18 protein-coding genes are annotated in these 17,028 nt (G+C 71.2%); 1 reads left to right on the forward strand and 17 read right to left on the reverse strand.

The annotated features are described in order from the left end of the window. Window positions 1-662: 662 nt before the first annotated feature. The 6 genes from IE239_RS22410 to rpsB form a co-directional block, all read right to left on the reverse strand. Window positions 663-1,112 (reverse strand): SRPBCC family protein, encoded by a 450-nt coding sequence (locus IE239_RS22410; protein WP_190151160.1) that lies wholly within the window; start codon window positions 1,110-1,112, stop codon window positions 663-665. 143 nt (window positions 1,113-1,255) lie between these two features. Next, window positions 1,256-2,452 (reverse strand): phosphatidate cytidylyltransferase, encoded by a 1,197-nt coding sequence (locus IE239_RS22415; RefSeq protein ID WP_190151161.1) that lies wholly within the window; start codon window positions 2,450-2,452, stop codon window positions 1,256-1,258. Continuing rightward, window positions 2,452-3,009: a ribosome recycling factor gene (frr, locus tag IE239_RS22420; protein WP_020128692.1), complete on the reverse strand. Its 558-nt coding sequence runs from the start codon at window positions 3,007-3,009 to the stop codon at window positions 2,452-2,454. The genes IE239_RS22415 and frr overlap by 1 nt, the downstream gene beginning before the upstream one ends. 172 nt (window positions 3,010-3,181) lie before the next feature. Then, on the reverse strand, window positions 3,182-3,940 hold the full coding sequence (gene pyrH / locus IE239_RS22425) for a UMP kinase (RefSeq protein WP_190151162.1): 759 nt from the start codon (window positions 3,938-3,940) through the stop codon (window positions 3,182-3,184). A gap of 189 nt (window positions 3,941-4,129) precedes the next feature. Then, the gene (tsf, locus tag IE239_RS22430; RefSeq protein ID WP_190151163.1) at window positions 4,130-4,966 is read right to left on the reverse strand and encodes a translation elongation factor Ts; all 837 of its coding nucleotides are present in this window, start codon (window positions 4,964-4,966) and stop codon (window positions 4,130-4,132) included. 155 nt (window positions 4,967-5,121) lie between these two features. Next, window positions 5,122-6,048, reverse strand: coding sequence for a 30S ribosomal protein S2 (gene rpsB, locus IE239_RS22435; RefSeq protein ID WP_190151164.1), 927 nt, complete (start codon window positions 6,046-6,048; stop codon window positions 5,122-5,124). A gap of 282 nt (window positions 6,049-6,330) precedes the next feature. Here rpsB and IE239_RS22440 point away from each other — a divergent pair, with 282 nt between their 5' ends. Then, window positions 6,331-6,984 carry a M23 family metallopeptidase gene (locus IE239_RS22440; RefSeq protein ID WP_229878250.1) on the forward strand — a complete coding sequence of 218 codons (654 nt, stop codon included), beginning with the start codon at window positions 6,331-6,333 and terminating at the stop codon, window positions 6,982-6,984. Between the two features lie 504 nt (window positions 6,985-7,488). Here IE239_RS22440 and IE239_RS22445 read toward each other — a convergent pair. The 11 genes from IE239_RS22445 to lepB (IE239_RS22495) all read right to left on the reverse strand — a co-directional run bounded on the left by IE239_RS22445 (window position 7,489) and on the right by lepB (IE239_RS22495) (window position 17,017). Beyond that, the gene (locus IE239_RS22445; RefSeq protein ID WP_190151254.1) at window positions 7,489-8,046 is read right to left on the reverse strand and encodes a TetR/AcrR family transcriptional regulator; all 558 of its coding nucleotides are present in this window, start codon (window positions 8,044-8,046) and stop codon (window positions 7,489-7,491) included. 94 nt (window positions 8,047-8,140) lie between these two features. Next, window positions 8,141-8,983, reverse strand: coding sequence for an RNA polymerase sigma factor WhiG (whiG, locus tag IE239_RS22450; RefSeq protein WP_190151165.1), 843 nt, complete (start codon window positions 8,981-8,983; stop codon window positions 8,141-8,143). Window positions 8,984-9,245: 262 nt separating this feature from the next. Next, window positions 9,246-10,403 (reverse strand): DNA-processing protein DprA, encoded by a 1,158-nt coding sequence (gene dprA / locus IE239_RS22455; protein WP_190151166.1) that lies wholly within the window; start codon window positions 10,401-10,403, stop codon window positions 9,246-9,248. Next, window positions 10,400-12,025: a YifB family Mg chelatase-like AAA ATPase gene (locus IE239_RS22460; RefSeq protein WP_190151167.1), complete on the reverse strand. Its 1,626-nt coding sequence runs from the start codon at window positions 12,023-12,025 to the stop codon at window positions 10,400-10,402. Before IE239_RS22460 ends, dprA begins: the two co-directional genes overlap by 4 nt. A gap of 1 nt (window position 12,026) precedes the next feature. Beyond that, window positions 12,027-12,404, reverse strand: a complete 378-nt coding sequence (locus IE239_RS22465; RefSeq protein ID WP_190151168.1) for a YraN family protein — start codon at window positions 12,402-12,404, stop codon at window positions 12,027-12,029. Window positions 12,405-12,542: 138 nt separating this feature from the next. Next, window positions 12,543-12,851, reverse strand: coding sequence for a DUF2469 domain-containing protein (locus IE239_RS22470; protein WP_005311352.1), 309 nt, complete (start codon window positions 12,849-12,851; stop codon window positions 12,543-12,545). Window positions 12,852-12,907: 56 nt separating this feature from the next. Next, entirely contained in the window at window positions 12,908-13,444 is a 537-nt protein-coding gene (locus IE239_RS22475; RefSeq protein ID WP_190151169.1) for an NUDIX hydrolase, read from the reverse strand. Next, entirely contained in the window at window positions 13,434-14,216 is a 783-nt protein-coding gene (lepB, locus tag IE239_RS22480) for a signal peptidase I (RefSeq protein WP_190151170.1), read from the reverse strand. Before lepB (IE239_RS22480) ends, IE239_RS22475 begins: the two co-directional genes overlap by 11 nt. A 111-nt stretch (window positions 14,217-14,327) precedes the next feature. Continuing rightward, on the reverse strand, window positions 14,328-15,308 hold the full coding sequence (lepB, locus tag IE239_RS22485; protein WP_190151171.1) for a signal peptidase I: 981 nt from the start codon (window positions 15,306-15,308) through the stop codon (window positions 14,328-14,330). After that, on the reverse strand, window positions 15,196-16,293 hold the full coding sequence (lepB, locus tag IE239_RS22490) for a signal peptidase I (protein WP_190151172.1): 1,098 nt from the start codon (window positions 16,291-16,293) through the stop codon (window positions 15,196-15,198). Before lepB (IE239_RS22490) ends, lepB (IE239_RS22485) begins: the two co-directional genes overlap by 113 nt. Continuing rightward, complete coding sequence (gene lepB, locus IE239_RS22495) at window positions 16,286-17,017, reverse strand: signal peptidase I (protein ID WP_190151173.1); 732 nt, start codon at window positions 17,015-17,017, stop codon at window positions 16,286-16,288. The genes lepB (IE239_RS22490) and lepB (IE239_RS22495) overlap by 8 nt, the downstream gene beginning before the upstream one ends. Window positions 17,018-17,028 lie beyond the last annotated feature (11 nt).

Raw genomic sequence — 17,028 nt, forward strand, 5'->3', positions numbered from 1 at the left:
TGGCGGCGGCGACAGCGGAACAGCGGCGCAGGGATATGGCTTTCATCTCGGCAGTCATTTCCGATCTGGAGGAGACAAAGAGCGAACGGGCGCAAGCACCGATATCCGACGCATTGCGCAGGACCCGGGGTCCGCACGTACGCTCTCACACCGCATTCACCATGGCCAAGCGCTTTTGCGCACCATATATCCCCACGGTCGCCCCGAGTCGGGATCAGAGCGACATCGCACGGCTCGCACCACCCGTCAGCTTCAACTGCCGCGCCGGGTACACCACTTCAGGCACAGGGAACGACGTCCCGAGGAGACGTCCAGGGGGGACGTCCGGGGGAAGGGTGCTCATCGGGTCACACCGGGCGTCCATCGGGCGGCCCGCCGACGGCGAGAGATCCTCGATTCCGCGTGCACACCGGCAGGAAATCCGAGGCCGAATACTCCCGGCTCCGCCTCCGATCCGATCCCGTCGAGGAAGGCGTTAACTTCGCGACGTCGCCCAGAACCAGCAAGAGCGTGGAGCGGGGAGGTATTTGCCGAATTCGACCGCCTTTTCGACTTTCTTGCCGCCTTGCACCCCGCCGCGTCGTCGGCCGTGCCGGCCGCACGGCGACCGTGGGCGAGTGGTGCGGTCCGCGGGGCCGGGACGCGAACGAGGCGAAGCCCGCCTACGCCGGACCGTGCTCCAGGTGGCTCTTCAGCAGCCGCTCGTTCACCGGGAACTCCTTGCGGGCCTGGCGGCGGACGACCAGGGGCACGAGGATCCTGCCCATCCCCTTGCCCTCGAAGTCGAGATCCATGATCACACGGGACCGGCGGCCCTCGTCGATCGGCAGGATCTCGCCGTGGAAGCGGCCGCGCACCGGGCCGTCGATGCCCTGCAGCGACCAGGCGTGCGGCGGGTCGTACTCGGTGTACTCCATGGTCATCGGCATTTCCCGGCTGCCGACGTGCCGCGTGACCCGCACCCGGGAGCCGACATCGGGCGGCCCGGGGTCGACAGCCTCCGCCGAGACCGCGCTCGCCTGCCATTCGGGCAGGTGGGAAGGGTCGATGACATAGGCCCATACGTCATCGGGAGTGGCGTCGACGTCGATCGATTCATGGAAGCCGGACATACGGTCCGCCCCCTTTCAGGACGATCCCCCCTGTGCGGGCCTTCACGAGAATCGTCCCACCGGCCCGGCCTCTCGACCACGGCAGCGGGCCCCCGTCCCGGACGATCAGGACGAGGGCCCGCGGGAGCCGGCGTGCGCGCTGATCAGCCCGAGCCCACGAACAGCACGAACAGCATCCAGACGACGGGAGCCGTCGGCAGCAGGGAGTCCAGCCGGTCCATGATGCCGCCGTGCCCCGGGAGCAGCGTGCCCATGTCCTTGATGCCCAGGTCCCGCTTGATCATGGACTCGCCGAGGTCGCCGAGCGTGGCGCTGGCCGCGACGGCGAACCCGAGCACCAGCCCCTGCCACCAGCTGCCGTCATCGATGAGGAACTGCATGCACAGCGCACCGGCGACCATCGCGAACGCGACGGCGCCGAGCAGACCCTCGCGGGTCTTGCCCGGGCTGATGCGCGGGGCGAGCTTGTTCTTGCCGAAACGCCAGCCCACGGCGTACGCGCCGGTGTCGCTGACGACCGTCAGGACCAGGAAGGTCATGACCCGGAACGCCCCGTCGTCGGCGGTGAGCATCAGGGCGACGAACGTGGCCAGGAACGGAACGTAGAAGGCAGCGAAGACGCCGGCGGTGACGTCCTTGAGGTAGCCCTCGGGCGGTTCCGTCATCCGCCAGACCAGCACCGCGAGCGCGGTGAGGGCCATGGCGACCCAGGCGCCCTCGGTCCCCCGGACGTATCCGGCGACCACCATCGCGGCCCCGCCGACCGCGAGCGGCACGAGCGGCGCCCTGATGCCCTTGCGCTCCTGCAGCCTGCTGGTCAGCTCCCACAGGCCGACGACGACGGCGACCGCGACCACGCCGACGAACACGGCCTTGACGACGAACAGCGACGCGACGATGACCGCGCCGAGCCCGACCCCGACGCCTATGGCCGCGCCCAGGTCTCGGCCCGCGCTCTTCTTCTGCGGCGCGGGCACCGGGTGAGGGGCGTCGGGCATGGGCTCCGGATTCTGCGGCGCCGCCGCAGGGGGCCGTGCCGTCGGGGTGTCGTCGCCGTGGACGGCGAGGCCGTGGGGCTCGCCGCCGTAGGGCGCGTTGCCGTAGTTCTCGTCGTGGAACAAAGGGCCGCCCAGCCGAGCGGCCCCCCGGTCGTCATCCTGGTTTCCGCCGTGCGCGGGTACGTCGGGGACGATGGGCATGGGGCGAGTCTGCTGCGCCTCAGGCGCATCGTACGCGGGACCCGCCGGGGCGGCCCTCTGGACAGGCCCCTGGTCGACGGGCCCCCAGTACCCGGCCCGCGACCCGGCGTGTGGCGGTGAGCCCCAGGAAGAGTCGTTCATCAGACCTCGAGCAGCTCCGCTTCCTTGTGCTTCAGGAGCTCGTCCACCTGGGCGACGTACTTCGCGGTGGTGTCGTCGAGTTCCTTCTCGGCGCGGCGGCCCTCGTCCTCGCCGACCTCGCCGTCCTTGATCAGCTTGTCGATCGCGTCCTTGGCCTTGCGGCGGACCGCGCGGATGGACACCTTGGCGTCCTCGCCCTTGCCCTTGGCGACCTTGATGTAGTCGCGGCGGCGCTCCTCGGTCAGCTCGGGGAACACCACGCGGATGATGTTGCCGTCGTTGCTCGGGTTGACGCCCAGATCGGAGTCGCGGATCGCCTGCTCGATGTTGCGCAGCGCGGTCTTGTCGAACGGGGTCACGACCGCCATGCGCGGCTCCGGCACGGAGAACGAAGCCAGCTGGTTGATCGGCGTCGGCGCGCCGTAGTAGTCGGCAACGATCTTGTTGAACATCGCCGGGTGCGCACGGCCGGTGCGGATCGCGGCGAAGTCCTCCTTGGCGACCACGACGGCCTTCTCCATCTTCTCCTCGGCCTCGAGGAGGGTCTCTTCGATCACCACTTGCTCCTGCGTGTCTTGAGTAGGCCCGGCTGCGGATCCTTGCGAGGCGGCGGCCGGCTGCGTCGCGTCTTCTTCCTGCACGGTCACCGACCGGCAGGACATTGTCCATCCTCCGACCAGGGTCCGTCCCCCGGTCGAACGTTGTCGTGGAAAACCGGGAGGGCGCCGGTCAGGACCGGCTGCCCTGCTCACCCACGAGCGTGCCGATCTTCTCACCCTTGACGGCGCGGGCGATATTGCCCTCGGCGAGAAGCTCGAAGACGAGGATCGGCAGCTTGTTGTCGCGGCACAGCGTGATCGCGGTCATGTCGGCGACCTTCAGATCGCGGGTGATGACCTCGCCGTAGCCGAGGGCGTCGAACTTGACGGCGGACGGGTTGGTCTTCGGGTCGGAGTCGTAGACGCCGTCCACGCCGTTCTTGCCCATGAGCAGCGCCTCGGCGTCGATCTCCAGGGCCCGCTGGGCGGCGGTGGTGTCGGTCGAGAAGTAGGGCATGCCCATTCCCGCGCCGAAGATCACCACGCGGCCCTTCTCCAGGTGCCGCACGGCCCGCAGCGGGATGTACGGCTCGGCGACCTGGCCCATGGTGATGGCGGTCTGCACGCGGCTGTCGATGCCCTCCTTCTCCAGGAAGTCCTGGAGGGCGAGGCAGTTCATGACGGTGCCGAGCATGCCCATGTAGTCCGAGCGGGCCCGGTCCATGCCGCGTACCTGGAGCTCGGCGCCGCGGAAGAAGTTGCCGCCGCCGATGACGACCGCGATCTCCGCGCCGTCACGGACGACCGCCGCGATCTCCCGGGCGATCTTGTGCACCACGTCGGGGTCCACGCCCAGGCCTCCGCCGCCGGAGAATGCCTCACCGGACAGCTTCAGCAGAAACCGGCCGTGCAGTTTGCCGTCTTCGCTCTTCTGGGCCTTGGTGGTCATGGGAGATCCCGCCTCTTTCGCGTGGTGCACATACGAAGAAGGCCATTGCCGGTGGGGTGTGGTGGGCAACCCATGCGCGGCAATGGCCTCCTTGTCAGATCTGCTGTCGTCCGTCACACGTGCGCGTGACGGCGTACCGGACGACTGCACCCGACCCTATCGGGCCGACGCGTCGATCGCGGTACGGACTCAGATGCCGACCTTGATGCGCGTGAAGCGCTTCAGGGTGACACCGGCCTCGTCCAGGACCTTCTGGACGGACTTCTTGTTGTCGAGCGCGTACGGCTGACCGAGCAGCGTGGCGTCCTTGAAGAAGCCGTTGAGGCGTCCCTCGACGATCTTCGGCAGGGCGGCCTCGGGCTTGCCCTCGGCGCGGGTGGTCTCCTCGGCGACGCGGCGCTCGGACTCGACGACCTCGGCCGGCACGTCCTCCTTGGAGAGGTACTTCGGCGCGAAGGCGGCGATGTGCTGGGCGACGCCCTTGGCGATCTCCGCATTCGGCTTGTCCAGCTCGACGAGGACACCGATCTGCGGGGGCAGGTCGGGCATCGTGCGGTGCATGTAGGCGGTGACGTAGCCGTCGGTGAACTGCGCGAAGCGGTCCAGCACGATCTTCTCGCCGAGGTTGGCGTTGGCCTCGTCCACGAACGCCTGGACGGTCTTGCCGGCTTCGATCTCGGACGCGAGCAGCGCCTGGATGTCGGCCGGGGAGGTCTTGGCGACGTGCTCGGCGATCGCGGTGGCGACGGCCTGGAACTTGTCACCCTTGGCGACGAAGTCCGTCTCGCACTTCAGCTCGACGAGGACGCCGGAGGAGTTGTCGTCGGCGATGATCGAGACCACGGCGCCGTTCTCGGCGGAGCGGCCCTCGCGCTTGGCGACGCCCTTCTGGCCCTTGATGCGGAGCGCCTCGACGGCCTTGTCGACCTGGCCCTCGGCCTCGTCCAGCGCCTTCTTGCAGTCCATCATGCCGGCGCCGGTGAGCTCACGGAGCTTCTTGACGTCAGCGGCGGTGTAGTTCGCCATGATCTGTGAATCTCTCTCGGAGTTCGAAGTCTCGAAGATCTACGAAGATCTGGGGGCTGTGGGTGAACGGCGGGCGGCGCACTCGGCGCCCCCGCCGTCACTTCCTCCCCGGGGCCGTGCGGACACGACGGCGACCGCACGGCTCACGGCCTGCGTCAGGCCTGCTCGCCCTCGGCGGCCGGAGCGGCCTCGGCGGCAGGGGCCTCGGCCTCGGCGGCCGGCGCCTCAGCGGCGGGAGCCTCGGCGGCGGCCTCGGCAGCGGCCTCGGCGGGCTTCTCGGCGGCGTCCGCGTTCTCGGCGTCGGCCTTCTTGTCGCCCTCGAGCAGGTCGCGCTCCCACTCGGCCAGCGGCTCGCCCGCGGCCTTCTCGCCCTTGTCGCCGGTGGCGACGCGGGAACGGGAGATGAGGCCCTCGGCGACGGCGTCGGCGATCACGCGGGTGAGCAGGGTGACGGAGCGGATCGCGTCGTCGTTGCCCGGGATCTTGTAGTCGACCTCGTCGGGGTCGCAGTTGGTGTCGAGGATGGCGACGACCGGGATGTTGAGCTTCCGGGCCTCGCCGACCGCGATGTGCTCCTTCTTGGTGTCCACGATCCAGACGGCGCTGGGCACCTTGGACATCTCGCGGATACCACCGAGGGTCTTCTCGAGCTTGGCCTTCTCACGCGAGAGGACCAGGAGCTCCTTCTTCGTCAGACCCGAGGCGGCGACGTCCTCGAAGTCGATGAGCTCGAGCTCCTTGAGGCGCTGAAGGCGCTTGTAGACGGTCGAGAAGTTGGTGAGCATGCCGCCCAGCCAGCGCTGGTTGACGTAGGGCATGCCGACGCGGGTGGCCTGCTCGGCGATGGCCTCCTGCGCCTGCTTCTTCGTGCCGACGAACATGACCGTGCCGCCGTGGGCGACGGTCTCCTTGACGAACTCGTAGGCGCGGTCGATGTACGACAGCGACTGGAGCAGGTCGATGATGTAGATGCCGTTGCGCTCGGTGAAGATGAAGCGCTTCATCTTCGGGTTCCAGCGACGGGTCTGGTGACCGAAGTGGACGCCGCTTTCCAGCAGCTCCCGCATCGTGACGACGGCCATGGCCGTTCTCCTTGTTTTTCTCGGTTGTGCCGCGGGTGCCGGACGGCTCCCGCGCCTGACGCCCCGCGATGCGCCGAGCCGCTGAGGACCGAGGGGCGCGAGTACCGGAGGACCGACCGGGGCCGGTCCCCGTTACCGGGGCGTGCGAAGTCGACCCGGTGACCCGGATCGCCATAAGGAGTGTACGGGACCGGCGGGGCACCGGGTGACGCCGCTGTCCACAACCGCCGGGCGGTCCACAGGCCCGGGCCGGTGACGGACGGGATGCACAACGGTTCTCGCATGCACGCGAAGCGACTTCTCGGCGGCCTGGCGCCGCTGCTGACGATCATGATGCTGGCGTCCGCGGGACGGGCCGCCACCCTGCCCCCGCCGCGGGACGCGGCGCCCCCTCCCGCCCCACCCGCGTCGTCCTCCCCGCCCGTCCCGCCCGTCCCGCCCGTCCCGCCCGACCTGGCTGACCCGCCCGACCCGCCAGTCCCGGCGGTGGCCCGAGTCTGGCCGGTGGGCTCGCGCCCGCCGGTGATCCGCGGCTGGGAACCGCCGACGACGCCGTACGCGCGCGGCCACCGCGGGGTCGACCTGGCGGCGGCGCCGGGCGTGCCGGTGCGGGCGGTGGCCGCCGGGCGGGTGTCCTTCGCTGGACGGGTGGCGGGCAGAGGCGTCGTCGCGGTGGAACTCGCGGCGACGGGCGAGCCGCCCCTGCGGACGACGTACGAGCCGGTACGGGCGTCGGTGCGCCAGGGCGACCGGGTGGTCGCGGGCCAGGTCGTCGGCGCGGTCGAGCCGGCGGGCTCGCACTGCCCCGGCGGCTGCGTGCACTGGGGGCTGCTGAGAGGCGAGACCTATCTGGACCCGCTGTCACTGCTGCCACCATGGCTGATGCGAAGGCTCCCGGCCCGGCTCCTGCCGGTCCTCGGAATCCCCCTGCCGTGACCCGGCACATCGACCCCCGACCGGGCAACCATGCCCAGATCAAGCACAGCAGCCCCCGGTCGGGTGACCGTGCCCAGATCAAGCACCGTCAGCCCCCGGTCGGGTGACCGTGCCCAGATCAAGCACCGTCAGCCCTCGACCGGATAACCGTGCCCAGATCAAGCACCGTCAGCCCTCGACCGGATAACCGTGCCCGGATCCGGCACAGCAGCCCCCGGTCGGGTAACCGTGCCCAGATCCAGCACATCGACCCTCGACCCGGACCGGTGCCGCGTCCCGGGACAGCAGCCCCCGGTCGCAGACCCCTGTCCTGTCCCGGCACACCAGCCGGCCGGCGGCGGCCGGCGGTGGGGTCCGGCCGTGGGGTCCGGCCGTGGGGTCCGGCCGTGGGGTCCGGCCGGCAACGGCACATCGACTTCTCGGCCACGGGCTCCCGCCCTGCCCCGCACACCGCACCCCGGCTCCCGGAGCAGCACCCCAGCCGTGATCCCGACCGTCGGCTCCTCAGCCGCGGACCCCGCGCAGCGCCATCGCCACCGCCGCGTCCGTGATCGCCGCGGGATCCTCGGCGGCCCCGAGTTCGATGCGCCGCACGGCCGCGTCGACGACGCCCTGCAGGAGCATGGCCGCCAGCCGGGGCTCCGTGTGCCCGAGGTCGGCCAGCGCCTCGCCGATCATCGCCACGAGAGCACCGTGCGCCGCCCGGATCTTCTCCCGGGCGCCCGCGTCCAGCTCGCTCGCCGAGATCGCCACGACGGCCCGGTGCCGCCGGTCCCCGACCAGCGCGAGCTGCCGCCGCACATACGCCTCGACCTTGGCATCCGCCCCGTCGGCCGCGGCCATCGACGCCTCGACCTCGGCCGCCCACACGGGGAAGTCGACCTCGCACAGCTCCTCGACCACGGCGGCCCGCGACCGGAAGTACTCGTACACGGACGAACGCGCGAGGCCCGTCCGCTCGGCGAGGGCCGGGAAGGTCAGCGCTTCCGTCCCGCCCTCGGACAACAGGGTGCGGGCCGCGTCCAGGAGGGCGGCACGCTGCATCGACCGGTGCTCGGCCACGGAGGCCGCTCGAATCCTTGGCACGCCGACCACTTTACGGACGCACCGCCCCCGTGGGGAGGGACGCCGACCGCGTTCGTGTCGCCCCTCCGTGTCAGCGGCCGAAGCTCGCCAGTTTCGCGCGCAACTGGAGCACGGACTTGGTGTGGATCTGACTGACCCTGCTCTCGGTCACGCCCAGCACGTTCCCGATCTCCGCGAGCGTCAGGCCTTCGTAGTAGTAGAGCGTGACGACCGTCTTCTCCCGGTCGGGCAGCGTGTTGATCGCCCGGGCCAGAAACCGCCGCAGCTCCCGGTCCTCGACCACTTCCACCGGGTTGTCGGCGGCGGTGTCCTCCAGCGTGTCCATGAAGCTGAGGCCGTCGCCGTCCTCCCCCCCGACGTGCAGCAGTTCCTCCAGGGCCACCACGTTGGCCAGCGACAACTGGCTGAACACGGCGTGCAGTTCCTCGACGGCGATGCCCAGCTCGGCGGCCACCTCGCACTCCGTGGGCGTCCGCCGCAGCCGCGCCTCCAGCGTCGCGTAGGCCCGCTCCACGTTGCGCGCCTTCTGCCGCACCGACCTCGGGATCCAGTCCAGCGCCCGGAGCTCGTCGATCATCGCGCCCCGGATCCGGGTGATCGCGTAGGTCTCGAACTTGATCTCCCGGTCGACGTCGAACTTCTCGATCGCGTCGATCAGCCCGAAGACCCCGGAGGAGACGAAGTCGGCCTGCTCCACGTTGGGCGGCAGACCGACGCTCACCCGCCCCGCCACGTACTTCACCAGCGGTGAGTAGTGCAGGATCAGCTGTTCGCGCAGCCGCTCGTCCCCTGTCGCCTTGTACGACCGCCACAGCTCGTCGAGCGTCGAGGGAGCGGGCGGCCGCACGCTGCCACCGTCACGGGCGGCTGGGGGGATCGCCGCCCGGTCGGACCCGGAGGTGTGCTGGGGCATTCGTCGCCTTGTGCCGTTCTGCCGTGAAGTGCGTGATGTCGATACCGCGTGGTGCAGTAATCCGGTCTGTGCCGGAATCCACGTGAGCGTAGCGTGACTGGGGTGTCGCGGTGAGCGAAGAGCGAGCCCGGACCGGTACGCAGATACGTTCCGCTGACCGCACTCCAGGGTCACGGCGGTCGCTGCGTGTGACGGCCGAGCGGGTCAACTGCCGGAATTCCCAAGGCTTTCGGCGTTCCCCCGGACGGCCGAACCCCGAGAGTCAGCATCGGGGCCCACCCCCTCGAACGGAGACCATCGCCTGGCGTGTCAACTTCCAGCCGTCGCCGTGTCGTTCGACGTAGCCGAGCGCTCTGAGTTCGTACAGCCGGGCGATCGCGTCGTCCGGTGTGGTGCCGGCCTCCCGGGCGATCTCCTTCGGCGCGGCGGGCCGCCTGGCGGGGAGGGCGGCCAGGACCCGCCGGGCGCCCGGCTCCAGCAGATCGCGCGGCAGCGCCGGGCCGCGCCGGTCCGGGGCCAGCTCCCCCATGTCCCCGACCAGTTCGACGACCTCCGCGGCGTCGGTGACCAGCACCGCCTCTCCCCGCAGCAGTTCGTGCACCCCTGCGGACAGTCCGCTGGTGGCCGGGCCCGGGACGCCCATGGTGTGCCGGCCCAGCCGCTGCGCCGCCCTCGCGGTGACCAGCGAGCCGCTGCGATAGGCGGCCTCGACGACGACGGTGCCCCGGGTGAGCGCGGCGATCACCCGGTTGCGCTGGATGAACCTGCTCGGCGTGGGATGGTCGCCGGGCGGCAACTCCCCCACCACCAGACCCTGCTCCGCGATCCGGCCGATCAACTCCGTGTGGCCGCTCGGATAGGGCCGGTCGACCCCGCAGGCGAGGACGGCGACGGTGGCGCCGCCCGCGCCGAGGGCGCCCCGGTGGGCGGCGCCGTCGACTCCGTAGGCCCCGCCGGACACGACCACCCATCCTCGTTCGGCGAGGCCGCAGGCCAGGGTGGCCGCCATGTGGGCGCCGTACTGGGTGCACGCGCGGGCGCCGACCACGGCGACCGACCGCAGCGCCCACATGCGCAGGCTGGGCCGTCCTCGCACCCACAGCCCCAGCGGTCGGGCGTCCCCGAGCTCGTCCAGCGTGCCCGGCCACTCGGCGTCGCCGGGGCAGACGTAACGGACCCCGGCTTCCCGCGCGACGGCGAGATCCTGCTCCGGGTCGGCCTGTCCGGCCCGTGCCCGCAGCCCGGCCCACCGTCGCGCGGTCACCCCGGGCAGGGGCTCCCCGTCGCCGCACAACCGGCGTACCACCTCCGGCACGCCCCGTTCCCGCACCCACCGGCCGCTCACCTCGTCCCCGGGCTCGACGACCCGTCCGAGGAAGATCCGGGCGAGCCGGTCGTCGGCGGGGGCGGCGGCGTTCACGTCAGCGCCCCGAGGGCCATCGGGACTCCCCGGGGAACCCCCGTGCGCAACTGCAGGGCCAGGGCCACGTCCATCGCGTCCGGCCGGTCGTGACCGACGAGGTCGGCGACGGTCCAGGCGACGCGCAGCACACGGTCGAGCCCCCGCGCGGTCAGCACCCCGCGCTCCAGGCTGCGCTCCGCCTCGTCCATGGCCCCGGTCGCGGCGTGCCAGCGGTTGCGCAGTTCACGGCCCGGCACTTCGCTGTTGGTGCGCCACGGAGTGCCCGCCAGCCGGGCCGTGGCTCGGTCGCGGGCGGCCCGGACCCGGTCGGCGACGGTCCGGGTGGACTCGCCGCCGGGACCGCGGTGGGCGAGCTCGGCCCGGCTGACCGGTTCGACCTCGACGCGCAGGTCGACCCGGTCGAGCAACGGGCCGGACAGCCGTCCCTGATAGCGGCGGATCGCGGAGGGCGAGCACTCGCACAGGGAGTCACGCTGCGAGAAGCGGCCACAGGGACACGGGTTGGCCGCGAGGACCATCAGGAACCGCGCCGGGAACCGCACCACGCCCGCGCTGCGCGCGATCACCACATGGCCCGCCTCCAGCGGCTGCCGCAGGGCGTCGAGGGCGTGGCTGCCGAATTCCGGGGTCTCGTCGAGGAAGAGCACCCCGCGGTGGGCCAGCGACACCGCGCCGGGGCGGGCGACCCCGGGGCCGCCGCCGACCAGCGACTGCATCGTGGCCGAGTGGTGCGGCGCGCAGTACGGGGGCACGTCGATGAGGGGCTTGCCCGGCGGCAGCAGGCCGGCCACCGAGTGCACCGCCGTGACCTCCAGCGACTCCTGCCTGCTCAACCGGGGCAGCACCGCCGGCAGGCGCTCCGCGAGCATGGTCTTGCCCGCTCCCGGCGGCCCTTCCAGGTGGAGATGGTGTCCGCCCGCCGCGGCCACCTCCACGGCGGTGCGCGCGGAGCGCTGTCCGACCACGTCCGCGAGGTCGTGCCCCTGGTCCTGCTGGGCGGCGCCCATGCCGTGCATGCCGGTGACCGCGCCGGCGCCGGGCATCCGCAGACCGGCGAGGAGAGGATCCGGGCGGCCCGTCTCGTCGGGCTCCTCCTCGGGCACCGGCTCGTCCGCGAGGACGGCGATCAGCTGGCGCAGACTGCGCACGCCGAGCACGGAGACGCCCGGCACCAGCGACGCCTCGGCGGCGGCGCACTCGGGCACGACCACCTGTTCGTACCCGGCGTCGGCCGCGGCCAGCACCGCGGGAAGGATGCCCCGGACCGGGCGCACCCGCCCGTCCAGACCCAGCTCCCCGATCATCACGATGTCGGCGAGCACCCTCGGGTCGATCCGCTCGGCCGCGCCGAGCACAGCGCAGGCGACGGCGAGGTCGAAGCCCGACCCTCCTTTGGGCACGGAGGCCGGGCTGAGGCCCACCGTGAGCTTCTTCTGCGGCCACTCGGCGCCGGAGTTCACCACCGCCGCCCGGACCCGGTCCCGGCTCTCGCTCAGGCTCTTGTCCGGCAGCCCCACCAGGGTGAACGCAGCCACCCCGGGTTCCAGGTCGGCCTGGACCTCGACGACGACTCCCTCGACGCCGACCAGTGCCACCGAGCACGTACGCGCGAACCCCATCTCAGGCCACCCCCCGCGCGTGCTCGAGGACGGGCGCTCCGCGGCCGGGCAGGACCACGCCGACGAGGTCGATGCGGACTCCGCCCGGCGGGGCTCCCCCGTGCGCCTGGATCCATCGCGCGGCGAGGACGCGCAGCCGCTCGGCCTTCTCGGGCGTCACCGCGGCCATCGGGTGCTGGAACCGGCCGCCCCTGCGGGTCTTCACCTCGCAGACGACCAGAACGTCGCCGTCCCGGGCGACGATGTCGATCTCGCCGGTCCTGCCGCAGCGCCAGTTGCGCTCCAGGACCGTCATGCCGGCCTCGGCGAGCCGCCGCGCGGCGAGGTCCTCGCCGTACCTGCCGAGTGCTCCTCGGGCCAGATCCGTGTTCGTGCTCATGTGGGCACCACCTCCGGCACCCACGCTCAGGCATCCGCCGCCACGAAAAGGATCTTGGTGGACAACCCGACGGCTGTGGAAAACTCCGTCACCCACACGGGTGGCGAACGAGGAGGGCTGGAAGGCGCCTCGCAGGACTCAGCTGCCCGGGAGCTCCAGATCGCTCTTGTTCAGCTCCTCGATGTTCACGTCCTTGAACGTGAGCACTCGCACCTGCTTCACGAACCGGGCCGGCCGGTACATGTCCCACACCCAGGCGTCGGCCATCGACACCTCGAAGAACACCTCACCCTGGACCGAGTGCACCTGCATCTCGTAGTCGTTGGTGAGGTAGAAACGCCGCTCGGTCTCGATCACGTATTTGAACAGACCGACGACATCGCGGTACTCCCGGTAGAGCTTCAGCTCCATCTCGGTCTCGTACTTCTCGAGGTCCTCGGCGCTCATGGCATGTTCCCCTTCAGCCGTGCGATCTCCCCATTGTGCGCCAGTCCCGCGTGCCCCTAGACGATTTCCGTGTCAAGGGTTACGGGCCCGGCCGGGAGACCGTCGTCGAGCAGCGTGCGCAGCAGCTCGGCGAGTCTGGTCGGATACACCGTCTCATGTGCCCGGGTCAGTTCCCGACACGTCCACCAACGCGATCCGGCGACGCTGCGCCGCTCCAGCTCGGTCAGGGCCGTCGCCCGGATCACCGTCTCGGTCGTGCGGGCCAGGTAGTACCACTCGTCCTGGTCCCAGCGCCGGCCCGCGAAGGGGAACGAGCACACCCGCCGCCACAGCACCGGGCCCAGCTCGACCTCGGTGATGCCGGTCTCCTCGACGAGTTCTCGCAGAGCGGCCTCTTCACGGGTCTCGTCGCCCTCCACACCGCCGCCGGGCGTGAACCACCAGTCGTCGGCGGGATCGTCCGGCTCGTGGCCGTGCAGCAGCAGGATGCGGTCCTGCGGGTCGAGGAGGACGACCCGGGCGACCTTGCGCAGCCCGCCCCCGAAGGAGCCGACGTCCGTGGCCGCCGGTTCGCCGGCCGGGTCAGCGGACACCGGCAGGCTCCGGCCGGGCGCGGTCACGGCCCCCCGCGGTCCGCTTGGCGATCGGGCCGTAGGCCCCGCCGCCGAGGACCAGCACCGCCCCGGCGACGATCAGCCAGCCGATCGTGCCCAGCGGGCCGGGCTCGGAGAGGGCGCCGAGTGCCTCGAAGCCCGTGGGCCGCTTCAGCATGCCGTTCATGGGCCAGACGACGGCGTCCACGCGGGCCTTGACGGCACTGCGCGCGACCGTGCCCTGGGCGGCGTCGGTGAGGTGGGCGGTGGAGTCCAGGGAGCCCTCCCGCTCGTCGCCGAGCAGGAACAGCCTGCCGTCGGGGACCTTCACGGTCGGGATGTTCTTGTTCTCGGCCAGGCTGCCCGGGGGCAGATACGGTTCGTCGATCTGCTTACCGTTGACGGTCAGTTTGCCGTCCGTGCAGCAGGAGACCGTGTCGCCGCCGACGGCGACCACCCTCTTGACCACGGGCGCGTTGCTGACCCAGGTCTTGTCGGTGAAGACGACCACGTCTCCGCGCCGCACCTCGCCGCCGTCGACCCGCTCGGCCAGCACCCGGTCGCCGGCGGCGATCGTCGGGCTCATGGAGCTGGTGGGCACGGTGTACGGCCGGTAGGCCAGGGCTGCCCAGCCGAATCCGCCGAGGAACAACACGAGGCCCAGTGCGACGGCCAGGCCGGACAGTCGCTGTCCGGTCCGGCTGCCCACCGGGCCACTGCTGGTGCCGCCGCCGCTGTGCGGGGCCGTACGCGTCGTGCTCTCGCCACCCATGGATCCGCACCCTACCCGGCGGTACCGAGCCGGGTCAGCCCTTCGCCCCCGGTCTTCCCCGGGCCTCGGTCACAGGCTCGGGAAGGGGGTCGCACGGCGGAGAGGGTCAGGTCAGCGGGTCTCGGCGTCCTGGGCACGCCGACGACGCCACAGGACGACCGGCACGGCGCCGACCAGGGCGAGGCCCTGCGGAGCGACCGTCAGCGCCGCGGAGGCCGCCGACCGGTCGTTCAGGCCGGTCTGGTCGAAGGTGTCCGGCACCGGCAGCGTGCCCCAGTGGCTGATCGGCCAGGCCTTGACGATGGCGCGTCCGACGACCTGGTCGACGGGCACCATGCCGTGGTTCCTGTCCGACTGGTTGTAGCGCGAGTCGCGCGAGTTCTGCCGGTGATCGCCCATCACCCAGACGAAGCCCTTGGGGACCTTCACGGTGAACTGGCCGCCCTGGTCGTCCTGGCTGCACGGGGTGTTGCCGGGGTAGACGTACGGCTCGTTCAGCGCCTTGCCGTTGACCGTGAGCGGGCCCGTGCCCTTGCAGGAAACCGTGTCGCCGCCGACGCCGATGACCCGCTTGATCAGGTCCTTCTCCTCCGCGGACGGCATCAGGCCGATCCAGCTGAGGACGGTCTGGAACGCGTTCGGCTCGGCCGGGTTCTCGCCTGCCAGCCAGTCGTCGGGGTCGTGGAAGACGACGACCTCGCCGCGCTCCGGCTCGGAGCCGAACCACGGGGTCAGCTTGTCCACGAGAACCCGGTCGCCGATCCTCAGGGTGTTCTCCATCGACGCGGACGGGATGGAGAACGCCTGCACCAGGAACGTCTTGATCAACAGCGCCAGGACGAGCGCGATGCCGATCAGGATCGGCAGCTCCTTCCAGAAGGAGCGGGGCTTCTTCGCTTTCGGCGCCGGGCCGCCGGATCCCTCGCCGCCGGTCCGGGGCGGCTCGCCCGGCGGCGGGCCGTCGCCTCCCGCCGCAGGGTCACTCCCGGAGGTCACGCCGTCGTCCGGCGCCCGGTCGGCGGCCTCCACGGGGTGTCCGCGGTGATCCTCGCCGTCGTGCCCGGACCGTGCGCCAACCGCCACATCCCCCACGCCAACTCCTCACTCTGTGCCGCTGCCTGCCCCACATACGACGCAGGCCCACCACTCCCATAACGAGCGGGAGTTCCGCAGGGCTCGGGAGTTGTCGGACCGATCCGTTCGGATCGCCGGGAGCAACACTATGCGACAGCCGGGCGGCCGCGGTCGCCGCAGGAGCCGAGCCGGTCACGGAGGAGAAAGTTTGCGGTTCCTTGAGATGCACCCAGTGACCCAGCGGCCAGGCGATGACCATGGCCCGGCCCACCACCTCGTCCTCCGAGACGGTGCCGCGGTAGTCGGTGTTCATGTGGAACCGGGAGTCGGCCGAGTTGGCCCGGTGGTCGCCCATCACCCAGAGTCGGCCCTGGGGGACGGTGATGTCGAACGGGGTGTTGGAGGGCGCGTTGCCGGGATACAGATACGACCCCTCCTCCAGGGGAGCGCCGTTGACGGTCACCCGCCCCTGGGTGTCGCAGCACACGACGCGGTCGCCGCCCACTCCGACGACCCGCTTGATGAGGTCCTTCTCGTTGTCGGACGGCAGCAGACCGATGAAGGTGAGCCCTTCCTTGACCTGCTTGACGACCACCGGGTCCTTCTTCTTCGCGGTGGGCTGCTCGTCGTTGAGCCAGCCCCCGGGGTCCTTGAACACGACGACGTCCCCGCGCTCGGGTCTGGAGCCGAACCACGGGGTGAACTTGTCGACCAGGACGCGGTCGCCGATCTGGATCGTCTGCTCCATCGAGCCGGACGGGATCACGAAGGCCTGGACGAGGAACGTCTTCAGGACGAGGGCGATCAGGACGGCGACGCCGACCAGCAGCGGGATCTCCCGGACGGCCGACCGCCTGCGCTTGCGCTTGACCTTGCGCTGCAGTTTGCGCCGCTCCGCGCGCGAGCGCCCGCTGCTCGGCCCGGAGGTGCGTCGCGAGCCCGTGGGCAGCAGGTTGTCCGCCGGGGACGCGGGCACGCCGCGCGGCCTGCCGCGGTTACCCATGGGCGCCCTCCGCGGCGGGCACGCGCGCGTAGGCGCCGGGGCGGGACAGCCGGGTGAGATGCGCATAGGGCCAGACGATCCAGTCGGCGCGGCCGATCACGTCGTCGACGGGGATCATGCCGCCGCCCGGTGAGCCGAGGTGGTCCCGCGAGTCGCTGGAGCGGCTGCGATGGTCGCCGAGGACGAACAGGGCGCCGTCGGGCACGACCACGTCGAAGTCGACCGTGGACGGGCTGTCGCCGGGATACAGGAAGGTCGACTCGTCGACCGACCGGCCGTTCACCTGGATCCTCCCCTCCTTGTCGCAGCAGACCACGTGGTCTCCACCTACCCCCACGACGCGCTTGACGTAGTCGGAGTTCCCGAAGTACCCGGTGCCGTCGAACACGACGACGTCGCCGCGCCGCGGCTCGGCACCGAAACGGTACGCCAACTTATTTACGAGAACCCGGTCTCCGATCCTCAATCCGTTCTCCATGGATCCGCTGGGAATCTGGAACGGCTGTGCCACGAATGCGTTGAGGACCAGCAGGAACACCAGGCAGGCCAGCAGGGTCGGACCGACCCTGCCGCCCGGGAGCCGCTGGGCGATCCGGCCCGCGAACGCGAAACGCGACCGGTCCTCCGGTCCCTCCGGCCCCGGGGTCTCCTGGGAGACGTCCTCGGGGGCGGAAGGGCGGGAGGCGCGGTCGCGCTCTTTCGCCGGCTGAGCTTCGGTGTCCATCGGGGCCAGAT

It is taken from the genome of Streptomyces humidus, assembly GCF_014649655.1.
GTDB lineage: Bacteria > Actinomycetota > Actinomycetes > Streptomycetales > Streptomycetaceae > Streptomyces > Streptomyces humidus.

Coding starts and splice junctions, on each gene's coding strand:
- IE239_RS22410 (WP_190151160.1), bottom strand. CDS start 1,112: ATGTCCGGCTTCCATGAATCGATCGACGTCGACGCCACTCCCGATGAC.
- IE239_RS22415 (WP_190151161.1), bottom strand. CDS start 2,452: ATGAACGACTCTTCCTGGGGCTCACCGCCACACGCCGGGTCGCGGGCC.
- pyrH (WP_190151162.1), bottom strand. CDS start 3,940: ATGACCACCAAGGCCCAGAAGAGCGAAGACGGCAAACTGCACGGCCGG.
- tsf (WP_190151163.1), bottom strand. CDS start 4,966: ATGGCGAACTACACCGCCGCTGACGTCAAGAAGCTCCGTGAGCTCACC.
- rpsB (WP_190151164.1), bottom strand. CDS start 6,048: ATGGCCGTCGTCACGATGCGGGAGCTGCTGGAAAGCGGCGTCCACTTC.
- IE239_RS22440 (WP_229878250.1), top strand. CDS start 6,331: ATGCACGCGAAGCGACTTCTCGGCGGCCTGGCGCCGCTGCTGACGATC.
- whiG (WP_190151165.1), bottom strand. CDS start 8,983: ATGCCCCAGCACACCTCCGGGTCCGACCGGGCGGCGATCCCCCCAGCC.
- IE239_RS22460 (WP_190151167.1), bottom strand. CDS start 12,025: ATGGGGTTCGCGCGTACGTGCTCGGTGGCACTGGTCGGCGTCGAGGGA.
- IE239_RS22465 (WP_190151168.1), bottom strand. CDS start 12,404: ATGAGCACGAACACGGATCTGGCCCGAGGAGCACTCGGCAGGTACGGC.
- IE239_RS22470 (WP_005311352.1), bottom strand. CDS start 12,851: ATGAGCGCCGAGGACCTCGAGAAGTACGAGACCGAGATGGAGCTGAAG.
- lepB (WP_190151170.1), bottom strand. CDS start 14,216: ATGGGTGGCGAGAGCACGACGCGTACGGCCCCGCACAGCGGCGGCGGC.
- lepB (WP_190151172.1), bottom strand. CDS start 16,293: ATGGGTAACCGCGGCAGGCCGCGCGGCGTGCCCGCGTCCCCGGCGGAC.
- lepB (WP_190151173.1), bottom strand. CDS start 17,017: ATGGACACCGAAGCTCAGCCGGCGAAAGAGCGCGACCGCGCCTCCCGC.